Here is a 20,621-nt window from a genome sequence, read left to right as displayed (position 1 = left end):
GTCTCGCATCAGCGGTCGATTCCTGCCATTACCCAGGCGGGATAGCGATTGCCGGAAACGGTGCCGGTCGCCAGCGCCGCGTCGAGCGACTGCGTCTCAGCAGGCGTCAGCCAGACAGCGTCCGCCGCGATATTTTCCTCGTGGTGGGAGCGATGCTTGGTGCCGGGGATCGGCACGATGAAATTGCCCTTCTGCAGCAGCCAGGCGAGGGCGATCTGCGCAGGCTTTGCATCCTTGGCTTCGGCGAGGTCGAACACTACTTGCGTGGCCCTTACGTTGGCGTCGTAATTCCCGCTCTGATACCGTTCGTCGATGCGCCGGGTATCGCCTTCAGGATAGTCTTCCGCGCGCTTCACCCCGCCGGCCAGGAAGCCGCGCCCGAGCGGACAGAACGGCACAAGACCGATGCCGAGCTCGCGCAAGACCGGCATCACGTCGGCTTCGAGATTACGTTCCCACAGCGAATATTCGCTCTGCAGCGCCGAGACCGGATGGGTCGCATGCGCGCGGCGCAGCGTGGCGGCGCCGACCTCGGACAGGCCGAAGAAGCGGACCTTGCCTTCCTTCACCAGTTCGCCGACCGTTCCGGCCACATCTTCGATCGGCACCTTACGGTCAATGCGATGCTGGTAGAGCAGGTCGATATGGTCGGTTTGCAGCCGGCGCAGCGAGCCCTCGACCGCCTGACGGATCGCGGCGGGGCTGCTGTCGGTCTCGGCGCCAAGTTGGCGGCCATTCTCGAACCGGAATCCGAATTTGGTCGCGAGGATCACTTTTTCCCGATGGCCACGGAAAGCGCGGCCGAGAAGCTCCTCGTTGGTGTACGGGCCGTAGCCTTCCGCTGTATCGAAGAAGTCGCAGCCGAGCTCGATGGCGCGATGAAGCGTGTCGATTGACTCCGCCTCGTTGGCCGGTCCGTATGACTGGCTCATTCCCATGCAGCCAAGTCCGATGGCGCCGACCGTGAGGCCCTGACGTCCAAGTTGCCTTCTGTTCAATGCCAAGGGTTCATCCTTCTTGCGTTCGCTCGGCATGAACATAAATGGGGTAGGCCGGACGTTGAATGCTTGAGAATGCGCCATACTTGCGCGAGAGTACGAGAATGACCACAGATCCCTTCTCAGATATCCTCGGGTTGGCGCGAGCGGAAACGCTGGTTACGGGCGGCTTCACCGCTGGAGGCCCCTGGGCGATCCGCTTCCCAGTGCCGAAGACGATCAAGTTCTTCGCCGTCGTGAAAGGCGGCTGCTGGGTGACCCTCGACGGCGAAGCGCCGATCCGGTTCGAGACGGGGGATGTGGGGCTGCTCTCGGCGCCGCGCGCGTTCGTGCTCGCGAGTGATCCGGATGTCTCGCCTGTCGACGCGATGACATTGTTCTCTGGAGCCGGGCGAACGACCGCTCAACTCGGCGACGGTGACGACTTCGCGCATATCGGCGGACACGTGTTGCTTGATCCCGTGAGTGGCCGCCTGTTGGCGGACGTCCTGCCGCCCTGGATCCACGTGCAGGCGCATTTGCCCGCGGCTGCGACGTTCCGGTGGCTGCTCGACCGGCTCGTAGAGGAGCGTATATCCGATCTACCCGGCGCTGAACTCGCATCCGCTCAACTGGCGCAACTGCTCTTCATCCAGATCCTGCGGGCTCACGTGGCCGGATCACATGGCGAAGGCAGCGGCTGGCTGAGGGCGCTGGGCGACCCGCGTATCGCGCCGGCCCTACGTTTGATGCACAAGGACCCGGCGCGGGCATGGCACCTTGAAGATCTGGCAGCCGCCTGCGCCATGTCGCGGACAACGTTCGCCGAGCGGTTCCACACGGTCGCCGGCGTCGCGCCCTTGGCCTACCTCACACAGTGGCGCATGCGACTGGCTGAGCAGGCACTGCGGCACGAGGCGGCAAAGCCGGTGGCGTTGGTCGCGCGCTCCATCGGCTATACGTCCGAGAGCGCTTTTAGCAATGCGTTCAAGCGGGTGACCGGCACGTCACCCAAATCTTACCGAGACAACAATGTGTTCAAACGTAGTCGTTTGACTCGGCGGGAGGACATCTGATGCGACAACCCCGCGACTTACCCTATTGAAGATTTCGCCGCAGGAAGAAACGCGGGTGCAAACCGATGCCAAATTCCAATGACATCGCCAGCAACGCGATGATTTGGGAGCGCGTCCTATCTCTGTGCGTCGTGAGTGCCGGCGTGTTTCGCGGAAGCACCCTGTTACTGATACAGGTGTATCACCAGTGCTTCTCGGATTTCTCAATGCACCTTTCAAGGTTTGGCCGTCGTTGATCAACTGCAATGTTGGGTGCGGCAACTTGGACCGTGCCCGTCATGGATGGCACGATAACCCAGGTGGCTCACCGTGAGATCGGGGCATTGTCACAGTTGTCGACTATTGGACGGACTCACGGTCTCAATCGTCGCCATTGATCGCACGAACGTAGTGCATCCAATTCCACGCCGGGATACGATGGAAGGAGAGTCTTAGAGGCGGGGCTCCGCCGTCGAGCATCGCAGGCTGGTCAAGCCGGTTTCAATTTGAGAAGGCGAGCTGCATTACGATAGCAGATCTTTTCTCGAATTTCGTCGTTCAAGGGGGCCTGCTCGATGAAATCCGCTGCGACTGTTGCCGACTCGTAAGGGTAGTCGACCGAAAACATCACAGAGTCAGCGCCGACCTCCTCTATGGCTCCCAGAAGGGCTCCCGGGGAACAGACTCCAGTTGTGGTAATCAGAATATTGCTGCCAATGTATTCGGACGGCCGCCGCTTGAGATTGATGCCATGTGAATAGACGGCGAATCGACTGTCGAATCGCCATCTCAGGAACGGCAGACCTTCACCCATATGGCCGAGCACAATCTTCACGCTTGGATATCGATCGAACACGCCGCCGAACAAAAGCCGGAGAGCGTGGGTGCCCGTCTCTACGCCCCAGCCCCAGGCCGCTGCCGTCAACTCCGGATGGCCTTGAAAAGATTTGGGAAGTTCAGGAAAATCGGTCGGATGCAAATATAGGGGCGCATCTAAGGCCTCCAGGCGCTCCCACAGGACATCGTAGGCGGCATCGTCATAGTAGCGGCCACTGGTGTGTCCGTGAACTAGAGCCCCCTTGAAGCCAAGCTCGAGGATCGCTCTTTCTAATTCAGCCGCAGCCTCTCTCGGCGAGTGCATGGGCAAACTTGCGAAGCCGGCGAAGCGGGTAGGGCGACGTTGTATTTGCTTCGCCAGAAAATCGTTATTCTCGCGTGCCCGCTTTATCGCAACAGGTGTATCGAGCTCGGCTTGTATGGCTGGCCCGGTCTGAGACAGGACCATGATTTCGATACCGGCTTCGTCCATCGCGGCTAACCGCAGGTCGTCGAAATCAGCTAATCGTGCAAACAAGTTGGATGATGATACATCGTCAATATGCTGGGTGAAAACCTTTGAATAGTGTTCAAACCCGGGAGCCATGAAATGCTCCTCGAACGCAATCTTAGGAATTCGGTTCGTCATAAAATTCTCCGAGCGCTTGGTTTGTAGGGCGCTGGGTCCTCCAGTCGCCCCTCCCGTTCCGGTTACCCCTCACCGTTCGTCGCCGATCGCCTCAGTCCCATGCATCCCGCGGGGCTCTCCTCGGGGAACCGTCCGGATGGCATTTTCGAAAGAAGGGGCTAGCGTAAGCCAGAAAGAGATGTATACTGAGTATCAATCGAAAGGGCCCCTGCGATCAACAGCAAAATTCGCTTGCCGTGGTAGAGCTCGGCCAAAATAACTAATTATACGTTTAATTTGTCATCTCCGCCTGTCTCTCTATCCCGCCGGGGTGGTTCAGAGGGCGGGCGCTATGGAGGCACACATGATCGAAGGCCGCGTCTACAGGGTGGGACAGATCGTTCCGAGTTCCAACACCACCATGGAGACGGAGATTCCTGCGATGCTCAACGCGCACAGTGTCGCGCACGGCACGCGCTTTACCTTCCATTCCAGCCGCATGCGCATGAAGAAGGTGCAAAAGGAAGAGCTGGCTGCGATGGACGCGGAGTCGGATCGGTGTGCCGTTGAGCTGAGCGACGCCCGCGTTGACGTTCTTGGCTATGCTTGCCTGGTCGCGATCATGAGCATGGGCAAGGCGTACCATCGTGTGTCTCAGGATCGCTTGCACAAGAAGACTCTAACAAACGATGCCCCGGCTCCGGTCGTAACGAGCGCTGGGGCGCTCGTCGACGCGCTTGGCGTTTTGGGCGCCAAGCGGATCGCGGTGGTCGCTCCATACATGAAGCCGCTCACTCAACTCGTCATCGACTACATCGAGCACGAAGGCTTCAAAGTGCTTGATTCGCGAGCCTTAGAGATTTCAGACAACTTCGAGGTGGCTCAACACGATCCTCAACGGTTGCCGGAGATCGTTGCTGGAATGGACTACACCGGGGCCGACGCCATTGTGCTATCGGCGTGCGTCCAGATGCCCTCCTTGCCGGTCGTGCCCTACGTCGAGGCTGTCACGCGAAAGCCGGTGATTACCGCCGCGATATCGACCACCTATGCAATGCTCAAGGCGCTCGACCTGAAAACGCAAGTCCCCGGGGGCGGCGCATTGCTCTCGGGGGCGTTTTGAGATGGGCGGCGCGGGTAACCCCCATGCTGTCGCAGGCTTTGGCGGAAATCTTCGCGCCAACGGCATACGACAGCATTATCTCCGCTTTCGCTCCGAGGGCGCTCCGCTCGTCCTTGTTCCTGGCATAACCAGTCCAGCCGTGACCTGGGGATTTGTCGCTGAGCGTCTCGCAAGACAATTCGATGTCTATGTTCTTGATGTGCGCGGTCGTGGGTTGTCCTCGACTGGACCAGAACTGTCTTACGATCTCGATACGCTGGCTGCGGACTTGATCGCCTTCGTTCGCGCCTTGGATCTCCATCGCGTAACGATCCTTGGTCACTCGATGGGAGCTCGTATCGCGATCCGGGCCGCCGCGCACGATGCCCGGCGCTTTGATCAACTCATTCTCGTCGACCCACCTGTATCGGGGCCTGGCCGCCGTCCATATCCTTCCAAGCTGTCGTGGTACATCGACTCTATCAAGCAGGCGCTCAGCGGCACGAATGCGCAAGCCATGCGAACGTTCTGCCCGACATGGACCGATGAGCAGCTGGCCCTCCGGGCAGAATGGCTTCACACGTGTTTTGAGCCCGCCATTGTCACCGCATTCGACGGTTTTCATGCGGACGACATCCATGCGGACATCCCCAATATCAAGGTGCCGACGGGTTTAATGGTTGCCGGCCGCGGCGGGGTGATCGAGCAGCGCGATGAAGACGAGATCACCGCACTCAATGGAAAGATACGCATCGCGCGCGTTCCGGAGGCGGGGCACATGATACCCTGGGACGATTTCGAGGGCTTCTTCGCTGCGCTCGACGTACTTATCGGGACCAAACTTGCAAGAGCGAGATGAACATCGTGCCACAGAGCGCGCAGCAGAATTACGAGGGTGTATGGGGCGCCCGGATTGGCTTCGGAGCGAAGCCTGCACTCCTCGTCATCGATTTCATGAAGGCCTATACGACGCCTGGAGCACCTCTGTTTGCCGAAGGTGTTGTTGAAGCCGTCGTGCACTCGCGCACGCTGCTCGAGACCGCGCGCGAGCTGAAGGTACCGATCGTCCACACAAGAATCCTTTACCAGGCAAGCGGCTGTATCGATGGCGGCGTTTGGGTAAGGAAGTCGCCTGTCATGACGGCTCTCGTGCCGGGGAATCCACTTGCTGAGTTCTGTGAGGGGGTGGAGCCCCGCGCGAACGAGGTCGTCGTTACCAAACAGTATGCGAGCGCGTTCTTCGGGACGAGCCTGGCCGCAACGCTACATGCGCAAGGCATCGATACAGTGGTGCTCGCCGGCTGCTCTACGAGCGGCTGCGTTCGCGCCAGCGCTGTGGATGCGGTTCAGCATGGATTCCGTACCATCGTTGTCCGGGAGTGTGTTGGCGACCGTCACCCGGGGCCGCACGACGCCAACCTCTTCGACATCGATGCGAAATACGGCGATGTCGTCGGCTTGTCTGAAGCAATGAAAAATCTGGCCGACAGCTCACCCACCGCTGGCTCAATAGTGTCTTAACCGCAGCGAACCAAGGGAGAAAACTATGGATTCAAACACGCTGACGGAAATGTGCCTCCAGCAGCTCACATTGAGCGGCGTGCACGAGGGCGAGAAAGTCATCGTGCTGTCGCAGGGGGCGGAGCGCCTCGACTACGCGGACGCATTTCTTGCCGCCGGACAGCGGCTCGGCGCGCGCATGTATCATCTGCGGCTGCCCGCTCCTCTCCCGACAAACGGCGCTTGGGCGGTTGGTGAAACCGGGCTTGCAGGGAATCCAGAAGCCGTCGAAGCTCTTAAGAACGTCGACATGGTGGTTGACCTCATCTTTCTGCTGTTCAGCAAGGAGCAGATGGCAATTCAGGCCGCGGGTGCTCGCGTGCTCACCGCAGTCGAGCCTGCCCCCTTGCTAGCTCGTTTGATGCCGACAAAGGAACTCCGCGACCGGGTCGAAGCGGCTGCGGCAATCCTCCGCAAGGCAAGGACGATGCGTATCACCAGCAAACTTGGCACCGATGTCGCTTACAAGATTGGTGTCTATCCAGTGATCGAAGAGTACGCATACACAGACACGCCAGGGCGCTGGGATCATTGGCCGGCCGCATTCGTATTCACCGGCGGCGCAGACGATGGTGTCGACGGCAAGATTGTGCTGGCTCCCGGTGACGTCCTGCTTCCGTTCAATTCGTATGTTCGTGAGCCCGTGACCTACACGATCGAGAAGGGATTCATTCAAGATATCCGCGGTGGGCTCGACGCTGAATTGATCAAGTCCTACATGGGCCAATTCAACGATCCGCGCGGCATGGGCATGTCACATGTCGGTTGGGGGCTTGATCATCGCGCGCAATGGCACGGTCTCACGCAGTTCCCCGGCGGAATGGGCATGGAATTGCGTTCATTCCTCGGCAACGTGATGTTCTCCACGGGACCCAACAACGAACTGGGTGGCCCCAATGACACGGCCTGCCATCTCGACATTCCAATGCGCAATTGCAGCCTCTTCTTGGACGACGAGCCCGTTGTGCTCGACGGTCAGGTGGTCTCACGCGACTTCGGCAAGGCGGCCTGAGCTCACGAAGGTTGAAACACGGTTCGGCCGAGATGATTATGGGCGTCAACCAAGCGCAGGAGCGTCGCCATGAAGGCGGTTCGCTCCTCTGCGGAGAGGGGCTCCAGCAGGCGATTCTGGGCGCGCTGCATGGCGGTGAACATGTCTCTAGTGACGCGCTCTCCGTCGGCCGTGAGGCGCGCAAGAACAGCTCGGCGATCCTTGTCAGCCTTTCGGCGTTCGACGAGCCCCCGCCGTTCAAGCCGACGAAGCACGTCCGCGACATTCGTTCGATCGATCCCGACCTCTTTGCCCAACGAGTTCTGATCCATGTCTGGGTTGAGGCTGAGCGTGGTCAGCAAGGCATATTGCACCGGCGTTATGTTAAACGTCGTGCACTCCTCGAAGAACAGCGCGTAATTGATCTGATGAAGACGCCGGACCAGAAAGCCTGGTCGCGCCCAAAGCGGCATGCTCTCGTAAAGCGAAGTTGTGGCGTCGCTTTTCGCCGTCCGTTTCGTCACTCTCGATCACCATCATCCGCCGTGAGGCCAAAGCCTCCCCGCTCAGGGGAGGATACTCGCGTCCGCCATACGCTCGATTGGTTTGCAGCCGCAAGCACAGTCGTGCTTTGCCCGCGGCTCTTGGGCCCGCTGCGCGGGTCAACTCTCCAATGCCATGGATCAACCGATGCCAATGTAACGGCAAAAAATTAGGACGTATATATTGTAGTTTCATTGCGCCGCCTCTGTAGCTGAGGCCCGGCGGGAGGAATTGTTGCATAACTTATAGTAATTACAACATCTTATAATACATTTGGAAGCTCGATCGTGGTGCTTGCTCAAAAATAAATGCTCAGTATAACTCGTATTTGTCGGGGAAATGACAAGGCCGATTTGGCCGATGGATGAGGGGAATATCAACAATGGCAAGCGTAGAACTAATAGAGCCGCGCCAGGTCGAGGTTCAGGGGTCCAAATGGCAACTGATTGTCGCGTCGACGCTCGGCGGTTTCTTTGAATGGTACGATTTTTACGTCTACGCAGCGCTCGCCACGCTGCTTGCTCCTCTGTTCTTTCCGCCTGGCAACGACACGGTCGCCTTCATGGGGACGCTCGCGACCTTCGGGGCAGGATTCCTCGTTCGCCCGCTCGGCGCGCTGGTCTTTGGCCGTCTCGGAGATCTTGTCGGTCGGAAAGTGACCTTCCTCATCACGATGTCGGTGATGGGTTTGGCGACAATCGGCGTAGGGTTTCTTCCTACATTTGCTACGGCCGGGATCTGGGCCACCGGCACCCTCGTCGCGCTTCGCCTGATCCAAGGCTTTGCCCACGGTGGAGAAACGGGCGGAGCTGTCACATATCTCGCGGAGAACTCTCCGCCCGATCAGCGCGGCTTTCAGACGAGTTTCCTGCAAACGACGGCCGCCGGGGGCCTGCTGGTCTCGATCATCGTTACGCTCAGCTTACGCTCGTTTCTGACCGATGTGCAGTTCCAAGAGTGGGGCTGGCGTATCCCCTTCATTGTGTCGATCTTCCTGCTCGCGACCTCGATCTATATCCGTACGAAGTTGGAAGAAACGCCGATCTTCAAACAGATGAAGGAGGCCGGCAAACTGTCGAAGAGGCCGGTCGGCGAGAGCCTTGGCGCCGAGAACCGTGGTCGCATTCTCCTTCTTTTCGTGCTCTGCGCGGGGCTGGGAGGAATTTTCGGAGCCTGTCTCTTTCAGACCATGTTCTTTATGACGAAGACCCTGGCCCTTCCGGTTCAGACCGTTCAAGTCGTGGTCTGTATCGCCATGGTGCTCGCAACCCCGTTCTATCTCGTGTTCGGATGGCTTTCCGACCGGATTGGCCGGAAGCCCGTCATGCTGGCGGCCTATGTTCTATCAGCATTGACGACCTTTCCGATCTTTTGGGGCATTACGCACTATGGCAACCCTCGCCTGGAAGCGTTTCTTGAATCCAATCCGATCGTTATCACGGCGCCAAACTGCAATTTCAGAGTCTTCGCCGGTCCGAGCAGCGACTGTGACCGCATTGCCGGCCAATTGTCTGATCTCGGCGTCGCATTCACGACAGTTGCCGCTTCACCCGGCACGCAAGCCCAAGTCACAATTGCAGGGCGGTCTCTGGCCGCGATCGACAAGGACAGCATACGCAGCGCCCTCGTTGCTGCTGGATGGCCTCAGCGAGCGGATGTTAGTCAGGCGAACCTGCCCGCTCTTACATTCCTGGTCTTTCTTCTCGACCTCTATCTGGCGATCGTCTTCGCGCCTATTGCGGCGTTCATGGCTGAACTGTTTCCGGCCAGACACCGTTACACGTCAATGTCGTTACCGTTCCACCTAGGGGCCGGCTGGATCGGCGGCTTCCTTCCATTCGGCGTTGCCGCCCTCAATATCTACTTCGGCAATCTTTATTCCGGACTCTGGTATCCTGTCGTCTGCGCGGCGGTCGCCGCCGTGATAGGCTTCATTGCCATGCCAGAGACGTACAAGGCCTCGCTGTAAGCTGGCAGGCCGCGACCAGGGGATTGATGACCATGGCCACAGAAAAGCACGGCGAAGGTATTGGTGCGAGCGTTCTCCGAAAGGAGGACGCGCGCCATCTCCGCGGTCGCGGCCAATTTGTCGGAGATATTCGGATTCCCGGTATGCGCGAGGTCGCATTCGTGCGTAGCCCGGTCGCGCATGCAATGATCCGTGAGCGCACAAAACCAGCCGGATGCGAAGATTTCGTGTTCTTCAGCCAGGACCTGCATGGCGTTCTGCCGATTACGACGCGATCATCGATCCCCGGCTACAAAGTCTCCGACTATCCGGCGCTCGCCACGGACCGTGTGCGCTTTGTCGGCGAAATCGTCGCAATGTGCGTGGCAGACAATCGTGCGGCTGCGGAAGATATTTGCGACCTCGTCGACATCCAGTACGAGGAGCTAGAGCCAATCGTGAACTGCGCGGCCGGTCGAGCATCAGGCGTAACGCCGCTCCACGGGGCTTGGGCGGACAACCTGTTTCTTCGCACGTCCTTCGACCAGGGCATGGATGAGGTCATCGCCAAAGCTCCGATATCCGTTGAGTTGGAGCTTTCGACGTCCCGACAAGTCATGCATCCGATGGAAGGGAAAGGATTGGTTGCGTGGTGGGATCATCGCGCCGGGCAGTTGGTTGTGCAGACGTCGACCCAAGTCCCCCATATGATCCGGATCGGGCTGGCGGAATGCCTCGGAATTCCGCAGGCAATTGTTCGGGTTGCTGCGCCGGATGTCGGTGGAGGCTTTGGTTACAAATGCATGCTGATGCCGGAAGAGGTTGCCGTCGCTTGGCTCGCCTATACGCAAAAGGGAGCCTTTCGCTGGATTGAAGACCGCCGAGAGCATCTCACTGCCGGCGCAAATGCTCGCCAGCACGAGTACAAGATCAAGGCCTATGCCGATGAACGGGGCAAGTTTCTTGGTCTGGAAGCAGATATCGGCATTGATTGCGGCGCATACTCCGTATGGCCATTCTCGGCCTGTCTCGAAGCATCGCAAGCCGGCGGAAATCTGCCGGGTCCCTACGATCTCCAGGCGTACCGATGCAGCACATTCTCAGTAGCGACCAACAAGCCACCGTTCGCGCCTTATAGGGGTGTGGCTCGCCCTGGCGTGTGCTTTGCGATCGAACTGACAATCGACGCGATTGCCAAAGCTGTGGGACGAGAACCCTGGGAAGTACGGCTTGAGAACCTCGTGACTGCCTCCGCCATGCCGTACACGAACGTTACCAAGAAATTATACGACAGCGGCGATTACCCCGCGTCACTTCTCGAAGTTAAACGGATGATCGATTTCGATCGGATCCGCAGCGAGCCGCGTCATGACTCAAAAGGACGATATCTGGGCGTCGGCTTTGCGACCTACACCGAACAATCTGCGCACGGAACAAAAGTGTTCGCCCAATGGGGACTTCCACTTGTCCCAGGGTTCGATCAGGCGCATGTCAAGCTGACGCCTGACGGAGCGCTAGAAGTGAGGGCCGGCATCCACACGATTGGCCAAGGGTTGGAAACCACCCTTGCCCAAATCGCTCACGAGCAAACACGCGTTCCCTTGAAGGACATTCGCGTCACTCTTGGAGACACTGCCAATACACCATTCTCGACAGGTGCTTATGCGTCGCGCGGAATCGTCATGAGCGGCGGCGCGGTGTCGGTTGCCGCCGATATCGTCGCTGAACGAATAAAGAAGATTGCGGCGCATCTGCTCCAGGTCCGCGCGGAAGATATCACCTTCCGTGACGGCCGCATTTTTTCCGGCGAAGCCAGCGTTTCGTACAAGGACGTCGGTCGCGCCTGGTACATGAGACCCGACCAGCTTCCCGACAGTGTTGATAGAGGCGGCTTGGAAGCGACGGGTGCGTATAAGCCACAGGTTGATACCGGCGTGTTTTCCTATGCAAGCCACGCAGCCTATGTGGCTGTGGATGCCGAAACAGGTCTTGTCGAGATCCTCGATTACGCAATTTGTGAAGACTGCGGCAAAATGGTCAACCCAATGATTGTCGATGGGCAGACCTTCGGGGGAGCCGCGCAGGGCGTTGGGACAGCTCTGTTTGAGGAGAGCCCATACGATGACAATGGGCAGCCGCTTGCATCGACTCTCATCGACTACCTTCTTCCTGGACCGACCGAGCTACCGCGCTTCCGGATCATGCACATGGAGACGCCGTCACCGTACTCAGCGCATGGACTCAAAGGAGTTGGTGAAGGTGGAGCGATTGCGCCGTCTGCGGCACTGGTAAACGCCATCAACGATGCCCTTATGCCTCTAAATGCCAGAGTCCGCCAAATTCCCGCGTCTCCGGAACGCATCCTGGCGGCGATCGCGGCGGCAGGATCACATTCGGAGAGCGCAGCATGAAGCCCGCTCAATTCGATTATATGCGGCCAGAACGCCTGGAAGACGCAGTCGCTCTGCTGTCGGAGGTTGACGCCAATGCGAAGGTTGTTGCCGGTGGTCAATCCCTCGGACCGATGCTGAATCTGCGCCTAGCGCGACCCGGCAGGTTAGTCGACATCCGCCATGTGCCTGAATTGCGGGATGTACAAGCCGATTCGAAGTACTTTTCGATTGGCGCGACTCTCACACATGCCGAAATCGAAGATGGCGCCATTGAGGATTTCAGCGGAGGCTTACTGCCTTTTGTCGCGCGCGGGATCGCTTATCGGGCCGTTCGAAATCGCGGCACCATTGGCGGAAGCCTCGCGCATGCTGATCCGGCCGCCGATTGGGTGTCGACCATGGCTGCTATGGGCGCCGCCATCATCATTCGGGGGCCGGCCGGCGAGCGTCGCGTCCCCGCTCAGCAATTCTTGATCGGAGCATTCACCTCCGAAGTCATTGCGACCGAAATCCTCTCTGCAATTGAGCTTCCGCGCCTCTCGCCAACAGTCCGTTGGGGCTACTACAAGATCTGTCGCAAGACCGGAGAATTCGCAAAGGCGATCGGTGTGACGATCCAGGATGCACAGCTTGGGCTGTTTCGGATACTCGCCGGCTCAACGGACGGGCGGCCTCTTCTTCTTGCGCGCAGTGCTGAGGTATTAGCGAGCCGCGGGCCGGAACAGGCCGCCAGCCAGGCGCGCGAAGAGATAGAAGAGACGCTTACACATATCGGGCCTGGTCACCGACAGCAGCTTGTCGTCGCCGTGCAACGCAGCCTGCAACAGATCGCACTTAAGGAAGCCGCCTGAGATGTCGACGATTGATATCAGTCTGACCGTCAACGGGCGTCGCGTGAGGACGACAGCAGAGGCGCGTACTCAACTAAGCGAGTTATTGCGCGAAGAGATGAATTTGACAGGCACCCACGTCGGGTGCGAGCAAGGCGTGTGTGGTGCCTGCACGGTCTTCGTTGACGGAAAGCCCCAGCGATCTTGTATCAGTTATGCCGGTGACTGCGACGGTAGCTCTGTTACGACCATCGAAGGGTTCGATGATGATGCCCTGATGGATCAACTGCGTGATGCATTTTCTCGTCATCACGGCTTGCAATGCGGTTTCTGCACCCCGGGCATGCTGATCACCGCGAGAGACATCATTCTCCGACTTGGCGAAACAAGCGCAGTGCGAATTCGCGAGGAGCTATCCGGCAATCTTTGTCGCTGCACAGGATATGTCGGAATTGTGGAAGCAATCCAAGAGGTGAGCAAAGGGAAGCTCGCGCAAGCGTCCAAATCGCCTGCCGCCAAGACCGAGGTAGCCGCCATTGCAACGGCCGCAGGTGTGCCCAGCCGGGCAACGAGTTCAACGCCTCGTTCCGAAGCGCCTGGCCAAGTTGCGAGCCAAGCGCCTCGCTCCTCAGCCATAACTCCGTCAACAACAACGGGGGGCCGCAGGGGGTGGTCGTCGATCGAGCAGCGCCTAACGGTCGGCTTTCCGCCCGAGGTTGTCTGGGGCCGTCTTGCCGATATTCGAGAAGTCTCCTCGTGCTTGCCCGGTGCTGAGATTACTGAACTCGAGGGGGATCACATCAAGGGCCGAATGAACGTCGCCCTGGGTCCAATGAAGGTTGCATTTAACGGCGACGGCCAAGTGATGCTTGATCCGGAACAGCGGGTTGGGCGCTTGAGTGGCGGCGGCCGAGATACGGGCTCCGGATCGACAGCCGAAGGTGAATTGGAATGGCGGGTCCTTCCAGGTGAGGTCTCGGGCAGTTTGATTCAAGTGAATCTCTCCTGGCGGCTTAGCGGTCGTCTGGCCCAGTTCAGCCGTGGCGGACTTGTCCAAGACGTCATCCAACGCCTTGCATCCATCTTTGTCTCCCATCTCGAGGCGGCCCTGAAAGGCGAGGTCGTCAGTGAGCAAGCGGTCAAGACGCTCGGAATATCGTCGCTCGTGTGGGGCGTACTCAAAGCGCGTATACAGCGCTGGCGCGGATTGGATCGGTGAGGGCCGTCACTATGCCAACGCCGCTGGTCACTTCGGTCGCATCGTACAGGCGTCGCGTTGACGCGGGGGCTGAAAATGCAAGACAGTGAAAGCCTGATCCAGCGCATCGCAGATCAGGCAGGCGAGGTAGCTGCGGGGATCGCAAGAGCGCGCGGGGCCCGTCGTTCCGTCGTAGGTTCATGTCAAGCGGTGGAAGAGGGCGCAGACAACGTCGCGAAGGCATCTCAATCAGTCAGTGTTTCGATCGCGCAGATTTCACAAGAGGCGCATGGAACCTCGCAAGATCTCCAAAAGGTCACGGTCAGCGTTCAGGAGGCCCATCAAAGTTGCGAGGAATTGCGCAGCTTGTCGCTCAAGATCGCAAGCATCGTGAAGCTCATTCGGAGCATTTCTAGCCAAACCAACCTACTCGCACTTAACGCAACGATCGAGGCAGCTCGAGCGGGAGATGCGGGCAAGGGTTTCGCTGTAGTTGCCAGCGAGGTAAAAATGCTCGCGCGAGACGCTGCGAATGCCACTGAAGAAATCTCTCGAGAACTGACAGGCATTCAGTCGGCGGGTGAACGGGCGGCCATGTCCGTAGATGAGATCAGACAGAGCATTAGCGCCATCAACGGAAGGATGCACGCAATCGCCTCCGCAGTTGAGTTGCAGGAGAAGGTTGTCTCACAGATTGCAGAATCAACGAATCAAACCACCAACGGAGTGAGAAGTCTGAAGGACGTCGTCGACCAAATACAAAATAATGCTGAGACGAACAGGGCACGGGCGGAAGGTCTGGTTACCTACGCGAAGCAGATCATGGAAGCGCAGGCATAATCAACGGTCGTTCATATCTCTAACTGGGCCCCTGCTTCTCGCAGGTCTCGTCCAGCCGAAAACTGATCCGCTGGCAGACCGGCTTGTCTGCCTTTCCTCCCCAGACTTGGCAGGCCGCTGTTGGTCCATATCCAGCAGCGGCCTCTTTTTTTTGGGCCGGCCAACGCTCCGATTGAGCGAGCACGGTCTATTGTCCAGATGAGCAATAATTAAACTGCTGTATAATTGTTGATCGACGAGTCGGGAGCAGCAGGACGGAAATGGACGAGCTTCCACCTGGAATATAGGCGAGCAGGCAATCAACTGAGGGGCGGGATGCCAGAAACGAAACAACACACGGCGAAGAAGCGTAAGTCAGGGCCGGGTCGACCAGAGGGACGCACGGAAAGCCGCGAGGCGATCCTCGACGCCGCGGAGCGCCACTTCGCAGAACAGGGCTACGCCGGATCCAGCCTGCGAGAGATCGCTTTGGATGCTCACGTTACGCAAGCCATGGTCAATTACTATTTTGGCAGCAAACACGAAATGTTCAAGGAGGTCTATCTTCGGCGGGGCTACTGGCTTGCTGCGCAGCGAATGGAGTTGCTTGAGCGTATCACCTCTCAGCACCGGTTCACTGTCGAGGACATCATTAGATCCTACATCATCCCACCATTCAAATTGCGAGATTCGGTTCAGGGGCGAGCGTTCTTGCGGATCCAAGCGCGGCTTCACGCAGAGCAAGATGAGGAGTCATTTGCGTTGAGGCGCAAGGTGTATGATCGTCCCGTCCGAGCTTACGTAGCTTGTCTGCACCGCCTCCTTTCCGACAAGTCGCGAGAGAAACTATTCTTGAGGTTTTCGCAGCTTATTGGGATCTATCTCTACATACTGTCCGATGCGCACCGTGTTGATGACATCAGCGGCATCAAGAGCTTAGAGCCAAGCAGCGATGACTTCATTGATGAAATCGTCATGTTCGCGGCGGCCGGATTCCGTCGCTAGGGCGCGTACTCATTAATTTCGACCTGTCTGCTTCGCTCCGAAAGCGGCCGAGATCATGAGGTGGCGCAATATGTCGCACTTGGCATGCGCAGACATTAACTGCAAGTAGCGAGCTCGCTCCACGCCTGTGCCATTGGATCGAAAACAGCAGGGTTTTTCCGTACGGTGACTGACCATACTGGCATCGTGAACGTCGGGTCTAGGTTCAAGACACGTTCGGCGGCCGATCTAGCCTCTTCGATTCGACCGAGCCGGACCAGGGCGATCGTTTGAAGGACATGCGGCACACTGAATGAAGGATTGGCTTCGACTGCGCGAGCCGCTGCCTTCAGAGCTTCATCAAACCGATCGGCATAAAGCTCAGTCACCGCGATCGCCATATGAGCAATCAGTGTATCGAAAGGACTTACGTCGAGGGCGTGTTGCGCCAGTTCAAGCGCACTTTGGCGGTCGCCCATGAACGCATGCGCGAATGCACTGTTCCCCAAGGCAACGACATTTGAAGGACTGATCGACAGGGCCCGGCGAAACACGTCGAACGCGTCACTGAAGTCAGGGTCAGCGAACCAGATCACCAGACCGGCAGCACCGAGCGCGGTCGCGTCATCACTTCTCGTCGCAGCGCGAGCATAGCGGACGGCGGTGACGCGATCGGCCTCGCTCAGTCCACCGCGGCTGAATCTGATCTGAAAACATCGCGCCAGCTGTGCCTGAGCAGCCGAATAATCGGGCTCCAGCTCCAATGCCTTCTGCAAAAGCGGAATGGCTTCCCCAGCGCCCGTCGGCATGGTCGTGCGCATCGATGAGGTCGCCCGCAAGACAAGATCATATGCATCGAGACTGTTGGGACGCTCCCGTCGGACGCGGCTGATTTCGACCTTGCGCAGATTCGGTTCGAGTGCTCCGATCAGGCTCATCGCAATGGCGTCTTGAACTTCGAAAATATCGTCAAACCGGCGATCGTACCGCTCGGCCCACAATGCAGCACCCGTGTCGGACTCAACCAGCCTCGCCGTGATCCTTATGCGATTGTCGGCCTTGCGCACGCTCCCCTGCACGAGATAGCGGCACCCCAGCTTCCGCCCGATACTTGCCAGGTCGCCGGTGCCGGCTTCGAACAGCAAGCTCGACGTGCTGCCGACCACCGATAGACCGGTGATACGGGATAGTCCCGTGATGATGTCCTCTACGATACCATCGGCGAAGTAATCCTGGCTGGAATCCCCACTGAGATTGGCGAACCGCAGCACGGCGACCGTGGTCCCGCGCGCCGGGATGTCTGCAGAACCCGAATACGCCAGCATGTCTGGACCATTCTTGACTCCCACTAGGCGATAGCCTCGTCCCGGAACGGTAACGACGTAGCTCTGACCGTCACTTCTGAGTTCGAGTGCCTTGCGCAAGGCGGACACGTGCACCTGGATCGCGTTCTCCTCCACCACGCGGCCCGCCCAGATTTTTTCCATCAGGCGATCCTTGCTCACAACCTCGCCTGGGACCGAAGCCAATTCGCAGAGGATATCGAGCGCCCGGCTTGGGAGCTTGACGGGCTGTCCCGAAAAGGTCAGCCGCCGCTCGACAAGATCCAGCACGAACTTTCCAAATCGAACAGTGTCTCGATCCGGTTTCGGATTGACCGCCATGCCTGTTCAGAACTCTTCAGACCCTGAAACAAGGACCTTAAGGGTATCGCTCTGTAGTGTCCATCGAGCCCGACAAACCGCCGTGCCGGCGATCGGGACGAGGAGGTTCCGTATGCGCACCACGCATTTGGCTGTGGGACTGCTGACAACAATCGCTCTGTCGTTTACCGCGCTTCCGGGCAACGCCCAGTCGTGGCCAACCCAAGTCGTGAAGATCATCACGCCATTTCCGCCTGGCAGCGGTGGCGACGTCACGGCGCGTCCGTTCGCCGAAAAGCTCGCGGAGCGGTGGGGGAAGCCCGTCATCGTCGAAAATCGTCCAGGCGCCGACGGCATCATCGCCGCGACCGCGGTGCTCAACTCGAACGATGGTCATACTCTGCTCTATACGAACGGGGGACCGCTCACGAGCAACCTGCTCGCCCACGCGGGCAGCCTTCCGTACAATCCCGATGATCTGCTGCCGGTTGCGGCTGCCGCTGAAGTCTACGTAGCGATAGGAGTGCCTGCTTCCCTGGCGACAAGCTCGCTGTCCGAATTTGTGGCGCAGGCACGCCTCAAGCGGGGGCAGTTCAATTGGAGCGGAACTCCCGGCAGTCTTGACTATCTGGTGCCGGAGTTTTTGAAGCGCGCCGGCATCGATCTCCCGCGTGTGCCATACCGAGAGGTGAGCATGGCGATGCAGGACCTCTCGCAAGATCGACTCCAATTCTATGCTGCTGCCCTCGCGACCCAGTTGCCGACGGCGCAAACCGGCAAGATCAAGATTATCGCGATCACGAATAGTCAACGATCACCCTTCTTGCCGGACGTTCCCACGGCGCGCGAGTCGGGTTTCCCGGAGCTTGAGTACGAAGCGTTCCTTGGCTTTTTCGCGCCCCGCGGGATGTCGGCGGAGCTGCGTGAACGCATCGGCGCCGACCTGCACGCGATCGGCGCGGGCGCGGACTTGGCGGGACGCTTCAATGCGATCGGCATGCGGGTACGAGTCACCTCTCCGGCAGAACTGCAAAAGATCGTCATGGACGAGCGCGCCGCGCTCGCCCGTTACACCCAGGCGCCGCCGCGATAGGGACGCGCAAAGCACCGAGACAGGAGAAATGTCCCATGACCCGCGAACATCCGCGTACCGATCGGCTTTTCGAGATCGGCAGCGCCTATCGACAGGCGAAAGTTCTATTGAGCGCGGTCGAACTCGGAGTTTTTTCCGAGCTCGCAGCCGGCCCGCTCGATGCGAGGGATCTCGCGAGCCGCATTCGGGTCCACGGTCGCTCAGCTCGCGACTTCTTCGATGCACTCGTCGCGACTGGTCTTCTGACGCGAGATGACGAAGGGCAATATCGCAACACCGAGGAGAGCGATTTTTATCTAGACCGAGCAAAGCCGACTTATCTCGGCGCCAGCTTCGATCAGTACAACCGCCGCGAATACGTCTTATGGGGGTCGCTGACGCAGTCGCTGCAGACCGGCAACCCGGCGGCCGAAACGCATGGCCAGGATCACTTTGGGTCTTTGTACAACGACGCAGCGAGATTCCGGACCTTCGTCACCGCGATGACGTCCGGCAGCTTGCTCGCCGCTCAAGGTATCGCTCACCAGTTCCCCTGGGAGAATTATCAGACACTTTGCGACGTAGGCACTGCTCAAGGTTGCCTACCGGTCCAGGTTGCTTTGGCACATCCTCACGTCCGCGCGATCGGATTCGATCTCCCAATGCTGTGCTCGGCATTCGAGGAGTACGCGGTCGAACGCAACGTCGCTGATAGGGTGAGTTTCGCGGGAGGCGATTTCTTCAAGGATCCGTTGCCTCAGGCCGATGTCATCGTCTTGGGTCGCGTCCTCCACAATTGGGACCTTGAAGCCAAGAAGATGTTGCTGGACAAGGCGTATCGATCGATCCGGACAGGTGGGGCAGTCATAGTCTATGATATGCTGATCGATGACGACCGGCGCACGAGCACAACTGGCTTGCTCTCCTCTCTCAACATGCTCCTTTGGACGGCGGGTGGGTTTGGATATACGGCAACGGATTGCACCGGTTGGATGCGTTCGGCCGGGTTCACAAAGACGATGGTTCGCCACCTTCCAGGTGGCAACTCCATGATCATCGGCGAAAAATAGGCGGCGCCATATCTTCCGGTGCAGGCTCAGGATCATTTTGACTGATCCAGCCGGATAGTCCCTTGGGTGATGTCCGCTCCGCTCCAAAAGCAGCAGTGATGGGAGGCAAATTAGGCGCATTGTGTTTGGTCGGATGCCTGTGATTCAAGCTGTCAAACTGGAGCTTCGAATCATGCGCTATGAACTTGCCGATTTTGAATGGGCCGCCCTCAAGCCGATGTTGCCCAACAAGCCGCGTGGCGTTCCTCGGGTAAGCGATCGTCGTGTCCTAAACGGCATCTTTTGGGTCTTGAGATCGGGAGCACCCTGGCGCGATCTGCCTGAGGCGTTCGGCCCGTACACCACTTGCTATAACCGCTTCGTTCGCTGGCGTAGGGCTGGGGTCTGGAGCCGTATCATAGACGCACTTGCCGCTGCTCATGATGCCGCTGTCCAAATGATCGACACCTCGATTGTCCGCGTGCATCAGCATGGAGCCTGCATCATGCGAAACCAGCGCCAATCGATGGGGCGGTCACGCGGCGGCTTGACGAGCAAAATTCATGCGGTGGTCGATAGCAATGGTCTGCCGGTACGGCTGGCGTTGAGTCCCGGCGAAGCCCACGACGTTCGACTTGCGGGAAAACTGCTGTCTCGTCTGAAGTCCGGGTCAATGCTGCTTGCCGACCGTGGCTATGACGCCGACTGGATCAGAGCGCTTGCCATGAAGAAGGGAGCGTGGGCCAACATCCCGCCGAAAAGCAATCGCAGCGATCCTATCTGCTTCAGTCCCTACCTCTACCGGGCTCGTAACCGGGTCGAGCGGTTCTTCAACAGGATCAAACAATGTCGCCGGGTGGCGACGCGCTACGACAGGCTCGCCGCCAACTACCTTGCCTTCGTTCAACTCGCGTCAATCAGGCTATGGCTGCGCCTTTAATGAGTCCGCGTCCTAGTCACGTGAATCTAAAGTTCGCCACATAAAGTCTGCTGGGCTTTGTGGCAGAAGCGTT

General features: G+C 58.8%; 18 protein-coding genes. 14 read left to right on the top strand and 4 right to left on the bottom strand.

Annotation, left to right across the window (positions count from 1 at the left end; genetic code table 11):
• Window positions 1-8: 8 nt before the first annotated feature.
• The gene (locus XI08_RS24280) at window positions 9-1,004 is read right to left on the bottom strand and encodes an aldo/keto reductase (RefSeq protein WP_271576272.1); all 996 of its coding nucleotides are present in this window, start codon (window positions 1,002-1,004) and stop codon (window positions 9-11) included.
• Between the two features lie 98 nt (window positions 1,005-1,102).
• Between XI08_RS24280 and XI08_RS24275 the strand changes: the two genes are divergently transcribed.
• Window positions 1,103-2,053 (top strand): AraC family transcriptional regulator, encoded by a 951-nt coding sequence (locus XI08_RS24275; RefSeq protein ID WP_271576271.1) that lies wholly within the window; start codon window positions 1,103-1,105, stop codon window positions 2,051-2,053.
• A gap of 469 nt (window positions 2,054-2,522) precedes the next feature.
• Here XI08_RS24275 and XI08_RS24270 read toward each other — a convergent pair whose 3' ends face one another.
• Window positions 2,523-3,497, bottom strand: coding sequence for an amidohydrolase family protein (locus XI08_RS24270; RefSeq protein ID WP_271576270.1), 975 nt, complete (start codon window positions 3,495-3,497; stop codon window positions 2,523-2,525).
• Window positions 3,498-3,840: 343 nt separating this feature from the next.
• On the opposite strand from XI08_RS24270, the gene XI08_RS24265 reads away from it, so the two are divergent.
• Genes XI08_RS24265 through XI08_RS24250 form a run of 4 tightly spaced genes read left to right on the top strand, consistent with a single transcriptional unit; the run spans window position 3,841 to window position 7,150 of the window.
• A complete protein-coding gene (locus XI08_RS24265) occupies window positions 3,841-4,599 on the top strand; it encodes a maleate cis-trans isomerase family protein (protein ID WP_271576269.1) in 759 nt (252 codons plus the stop codon).
• A 1-nt stretch (window position 4,600) separates the two neighbouring features.
• Entirely contained in the window at window positions 4,601-5,437 is an 837-nt protein-coding gene (locus XI08_RS24260) for an alpha/beta fold hydrolase (RefSeq protein ID WP_271576268.1), read from the top strand.
• Complete coding sequence (locus XI08_RS24255) at window positions 5,434-6,099, top strand: N-carbamoylsarcosine amidohydrolase (RefSeq protein ID WP_271576267.1); 666 nt, start codon at window positions 5,434-5,436, stop codon at window positions 6,097-6,099. The genes XI08_RS24260 and XI08_RS24255 overlap by 4 nt, the downstream gene beginning before the upstream one ends.
• Before the next feature lie 25 nt (window positions 6,100-6,124).
• Window positions 6,125-7,150: a leucyl aminopeptidase gene (locus XI08_RS24250; RefSeq protein ID WP_271576266.1), complete on the top strand. Its 1,026-nt coding sequence runs from the start codon at window positions 6,125-6,127 to the stop codon at window positions 7,148-7,150.
• Window positions 7,151-7,152: 2 nt separating this feature from the next.
• On the opposite strand, the gene XI08_RS24245 is transcribed toward XI08_RS24250, so the two are convergent.
• Window positions 7,153-7,653: a MarR family winged helix-turn-helix transcriptional regulator gene (locus XI08_RS24245; RefSeq protein WP_271576265.1), complete on the bottom strand. Its 501-nt coding sequence runs from the start codon at window positions 7,651-7,653 to the stop codon at window positions 7,153-7,155.
• 401 nt (window positions 7,654-8,054) lie between these two features.
• On the opposite strand from XI08_RS24245, the gene XI08_RS24240 reads away from it, so the two are divergent.
• From XI08_RS24240 to XI08_RS24215, 6 genes are all read left to right on the top strand, one after another.
• Window positions 8,055-9,641, top strand: coding sequence for an MFS transporter (locus tag XI08_RS24240; RefSeq protein ID WP_271576264.1), 1,587 nt, complete (start codon window positions 8,055-8,057; stop codon window positions 9,639-9,641).
• A 32-nt stretch (window positions 9,642-9,673) separates the two neighbouring features.
• Window positions 9,674-12,031, top strand: coding sequence for a xanthine dehydrogenase family protein molybdopterin-binding subunit (locus XI08_RS24235; RefSeq protein WP_271576263.1), 2,358 nt, complete (start codon window positions 9,674-9,676; stop codon window positions 12,029-12,031).
• Window positions 12,028-12,864, top strand: a complete 837-nt coding sequence (locus XI08_RS24230; protein WP_271576262.1) for an FAD binding domain-containing protein — start codon at window positions 12,028-12,030, stop codon at window positions 12,862-12,864. Before XI08_RS24235 ends, XI08_RS24230 begins: the two co-directional genes overlap by 4 nt.
• A gap of 1 nt (window position 12,865) precedes the next feature.
• Entirely contained in the window at window positions 12,866-14,062 is a 1,197-nt protein-coding gene (locus XI08_RS24225; RefSeq protein WP_271576261.1) for a xanthine dehydrogenase family Fe-S subunit, read from the top strand.
• A 75-nt stretch (window positions 14,063-14,137) separates the two neighbouring features.
• A complete protein-coding gene (locus tag XI08_RS24220) occupies window positions 14,138-14,881 on the top strand; it encodes a methyl-accepting chemotaxis protein (protein ID WP_271576260.1) in 744 nt (247 codons plus the stop codon).
• A 315-nt stretch (window positions 14,882-15,196) separates the two neighbouring features.
• Window positions 15,197-15,865, top strand: coding sequence for a TetR/AcrR family transcriptional regulator (locus XI08_RS24215; protein WP_271576259.1), 669 nt, complete (start codon window positions 15,197-15,199; stop codon window positions 15,863-15,865).
• 95 nt (window positions 15,866-15,960) lie between these two features.
• Here XI08_RS24215 and XI08_RS24210 read toward each other — a convergent pair whose 3' ends face one another.
• Complete coding sequence (locus XI08_RS24210) at window positions 15,961-17,508, bottom strand: winged helix-turn-helix domain-containing protein (RefSeq protein WP_271576258.1); 1,548 nt, start codon at window positions 17,506-17,508, stop codon at window positions 15,961-15,963.
• A 112-nt stretch (window positions 17,509-17,620) separates the two neighbouring features.
• On the opposite strand from XI08_RS24210, the gene XI08_RS24205 reads away from it, so the two are divergent.
• From XI08_RS24205 to XI08_RS24195, 3 genes are all read left to right on the top strand, one after another.
• Window positions 17,621-18,580, top strand: coding sequence for a Bug family tripartite tricarboxylate transporter substrate binding protein (locus XI08_RS24205; RefSeq protein WP_271576257.1), 960 nt, complete (start codon window positions 17,621-17,623; stop codon window positions 18,578-18,580).
• 35 nt (window positions 18,581-18,615) lie between these two features.
• Window positions 18,616-19,629 carry a methyltransferase gene (locus tag XI08_RS24200; RefSeq protein WP_271576256.1) on the top strand — a complete coding sequence of 338 codons (1,014 nt, stop codon included), beginning with the start codon at window positions 18,616-18,618 and terminating at the stop codon, window positions 19,627-19,629.
• A 172-nt stretch (window positions 19,630-19,801) separates the two neighbouring features.
• Window positions 19,802-20,548, top strand: coding sequence for an IS5 family transposase (locus XI08_RS24195; protein WP_271576255.1), 747 nt, complete (start codon window positions 19,802-19,804; stop codon window positions 20,546-20,548).
• Window positions 20,549-20,621: the final 73 nt, after the last annotated feature.

This window comes from Bradyrhizobium sp. CCBAU 11361, assembly GCF_028128935.1.
Taxonomy (GTDB): Bacteria; Pseudomonadota; Alphaproteobacteria; order Rhizobiales; family Xanthobacteraceae; genus Bradyrhizobium; species Bradyrhizobium niftali.
The sequence above is the reverse complement of the archived record's forward strand: the minus strand, read 5'-3'. Positions and strand labels throughout refer to the sequence as shown.